The sequence below is a fragment of the Frankia sp. CcWB2 genome, assembly GCF_977927585.1.
This window is the reverse complement of sequence record NZ_CDWRCM010000040.1, coordinates 16,041-19,307: the sequence shown is the minus strand read 5'-3', so window position 1 is coordinate 19,307 and position 3,267 is coordinate 16,041. Positions and strand designations below refer to the sequence as shown.

General features: G+C 71.9%; 3 protein-coding genes. All 3 read left to right on the top strand.

Annotated features, from left to right (window positions below):
* Position 1: 1 nt before the first annotated feature.
* A complete protein-coding gene (locus ACY45C_RS06610) occupies positions 2 to 391 on the top strand; it encodes a GroES family chaperonin (protein ID WP_035908101.1) in 390 nt (129 codons plus the stop codon).
* 432 nt (positions 392 to 823) lie between these two features.
* Positions 824 to 1,123, top strand: coding sequence for a DUF4193 family protein (locus ACY45C_RS06605; RefSeq protein WP_462186756.1), 300 nt, complete (start codon positions 824 to 826; stop codon positions 1,121 to 1,123).
* A gap of 143 nt (positions 1,124 to 1,266) precedes the next feature.
* The coding region (locus tag ACY45C_RS06600; RefSeq protein ID WP_462186755.1) for a MalT transcriptional regulator family protein at positions 1,267 to 3,267 on the top strand (2,001 nt) is incomplete at its 3' end.

Sequence of the window (3,267 nt, the reverse complement as noted above, 5' to 3'; positions counted from 1 at the left end):
TGTGAACGTTGTGTCCGGCGGTGTCAACGGGGTCGGCGCGGCTGGGGTGGGCACGCAATCGGGTGTCATGCAGTCCGGCGCGCTGCCAATCAGGCTCCTGCACGACCGCGTGCTGGTCGAGCCGCGTGAGGATTCCGTGGACCGGCGGTCGAAGGCGGGCATCGTCATCCCCCCGACCGCGCATATGGGGAAGCGCCTGTCCTGGGCGGACGTCGTCGCGGTGGGGACGGCCGTGCGGACCATCCAGGTTGGCGATCGGGTGTTGTTCGACCCCGAGGACCGGGCCGAGGTGGAGCTGCACTCGACCACCTACGTTCTGTTGCGGGAGCGGGACGTGCACGCCGTCGCGGCGGAGCGGTTGGACGATGGCCTGACAGGTCTGTATCTCTAGATCCGACTGGTCGGCCCCCAGGCTTGCGTGGCCCTTTCCGACCATCCGATGACGGCGCGGCGTCCAGGTGGTGTACGGTGCCGCATCGATCGAGATGCGGGCGGTCCACCGGAGTCGTGATATTTGATCATGGCTGTGGCGGGAGTGACACCGCGCCAGCCTGGTGCTGTCTGGCCTGACGCGGTTCCGCCCCGTATCGTTCGCTCGGCTCTGGAGATCCGCGTTCCGGCCGGGACCCTTGGATGTGGTGGAGGCACCCGGAAATGCGGACACAGGGCATCGCGTCACCTCAATCCTTGGGGTCACTGCGTACTGTAACCAGCCGATGTCCTGAGGTGCCGTGTTCCATGGCTCCTCACGCTCGGCCAAACCCAAGACCGATGGGTTGGCATACCCATTGGGTGAACGATGGCAGGGAAAGGAAGGAGACGCATGGCTCGTGACTTCGACGCTCGGCGAAGCACGGATGTCGAGGAGGACGAGCTCCAGGAACAGAGCCTGGAGACGCTCAAGGCGCAGCGCGCCGGTGCGGCAGCGGACCTGGGGGACGACATGGACGCCCTCGAGGCCGAGCTGGGCCTTCCGGATGCGGAGGTACGCGACGAGGAACTGTCGCTGCGGGTACTTCCCCGGCAGGCCGACGAGTTCACCTGCACCCGATGCTTCCTGGTGCAGCACCGCAGCCAGCTCGCGGACGTCCGTCACGTCGTCTGCTCGGACTGCGCGGCCTGAGGGCCGGGTCCCGGGCGGGGTGTCCCTCGACGGCGGGCGGTGCGGATCGGTTGCCCGGTTGCCCGGTCGCCCGAGTAGGCGTACCACTACCTAGCGCGAGCTTGTCGCTGGGGGTGGTGCGGATGCTCGACGAACAGTCACCGATGTCCGGTTCCGTCCGGACCCGTCCCGCCGTCTTTGAGGGTCGGCGGCCCCTCCGTCCGGAGGATGCCGCTCTCCGTCCCGGGGAGGAGGATCCCGCGGACGGTCCCGAAAGCCTGCCGCTGCTCCTGAACCGGTTCGTCCCCCCGCCGACCCCGCCGGGTCATGTCGATCGACCACGGCTGCTCGACGCACTCGACGCCGCTACCGCCCTGCCCCTCACGGTGGTGCGGGCCCCGGCCGGCTCGGGCAAGACGGTGCTGGTCGCGGCCTGGGCCGCGGGCCGGCGTGGGGAGACGCCGATCGTGTGGGTGCGGGTCGATCCGGCGGTCGTCCCCGGCCCGCGTGGCGGGGAGCCGGGCCTCCCACTGTGGCCGCAGCTGCTGCACGGGCTGGGACGACACGGTCTGCTCCCGGCCGGTGAGGGCCTTGGGAGCCGGTACGGTCCCGCGGCCGACGATCTTTGTGATCGGCGTTACCGATGGCTCGCCAACATCCTCGCCGACCTCCCGGCGTCCTTCATACTGATCCTCGACGACGTGCATCTGATCACCCGGCGTTCGGACCTCGACGGCCTCGAACTGCTGATCGACGCGGCCGCGGACCGGGCCCGGATCATTCTGGTGGGCCGGACGGTGCCCGTGGCGCTGCACCGGCTGCGGGCTGCCGGGTGGGTCACCGAGATCGGCCCGACGGATCTCGCCTTCACCCGGGCGGAGGCCGCCGCCCTCCTGAGCCGGCAGGAGATCACGGGCCGGCAGGAGATCACGGCGTCGCCCGCGACGGTGAGCGGTCTCGTGCACGTCACCGAGGGCTGGGCGGCCGGGCTGCGGCTGGCGGCCGGGGCGCTCGCCGCACGGGAGCGACGACCACTGCCGGGGGCGGATGGGCGGTGGGAAGCGGCCGTCGCATCCCCGTCCGGTGGCCTCGGTGACACGGCTGGTTTGTCCGGCGCCGTGGCCGGCCATCCCGCGATCGCCGATTTCCTGCAGGCCGAGGTGATAGCCGGTAAGCCGCCGCGGGTACGCCGCTTCCTCCTGCGGACCAGTGTCCTGGAGCGCATGACCGGGCCGCTGGCGGACGCCGTCGCGGCCGAGCGGATGGATGCGGGCGTCCTGGCGGCGGATACCGGCTCGCGTGCCGCGCCGCCGCCGGACGCCGACGCCGACGCCGCGAGCATGGCGATGGGCCCGCCCGGCGAGTGCGGCCCCGGGGACACGCCGGCACCCACGGTAGGTGCGCGGGTGAGCGGGAAGGAAGTTCTGGCGGCACTCGCGCGCGCCGACGGCTTCGTGGTTGAGCTCGACCACGACGGCGGATGGTTCCGCTTTCACCGGCTGCTTGCCGCGGTGCTGCGTTCCGCGTTGGCCGCGGACGGCGACGAGGACACCGATGAGCTCCACTTGCGAGCCGCGATCTGGTTCGCCGCGCACCGTCGGACGACGGATGCGGTACATCACGCCGCGCATGCCGGGGACTGGTGGTACGCGGCCTGCCTGCTCGTCGATGGGCCCGAGATGGTGGACGCCCTGCACGGCGGCGCCGCGGGGTTCAGCTCGATCATGACGGCGATGCCGGACTCCCCGGCCTTGTGGTCGCCGGAGTGCGCACTGGTCGCCGCCGTGGGCCGGCTGGGCCAGGGACAGGTGGGGGCGGCCACCAGATGCCTGCAGGTGGCCCGGGGGAGCATCGCCGCGGCGGTCGTGTCCCGTCGTCGCGCGCTCGTGGTCCGAGCCGATCTTGTCGACCTGCGCCGGGCGGAGCTCGCCGGGGCGTGCGAGGAGATGCTGAGTATCACCCGCCGGTTGCTACGGTCCCCGGGCAGGCCGGGCGCCGTGCCACAGCCGGTTGATCCGGCGGTTGCCGGCGTGACGGGGCGGGCGGAGGCCGCGGGGAAGGTCCGGCCACGACCGCCCGTCGGCGTGCGGCCGCCGGGAGATCCCCGGTTCCTGCCCGCTGGTCCTGCCGGCCCTGCCGGCCCTGCTGGTCCTGCCGGTCCCATC

Coding starts and splice junctions, on each gene's coding strand:
- ACY45C_RS06605 (WP_462186756.1), top strand. CDS start 824: ATGGCTCGTGACTTCGACGCTCGGCGAAGCACGGATGTCGAGGAGGAC.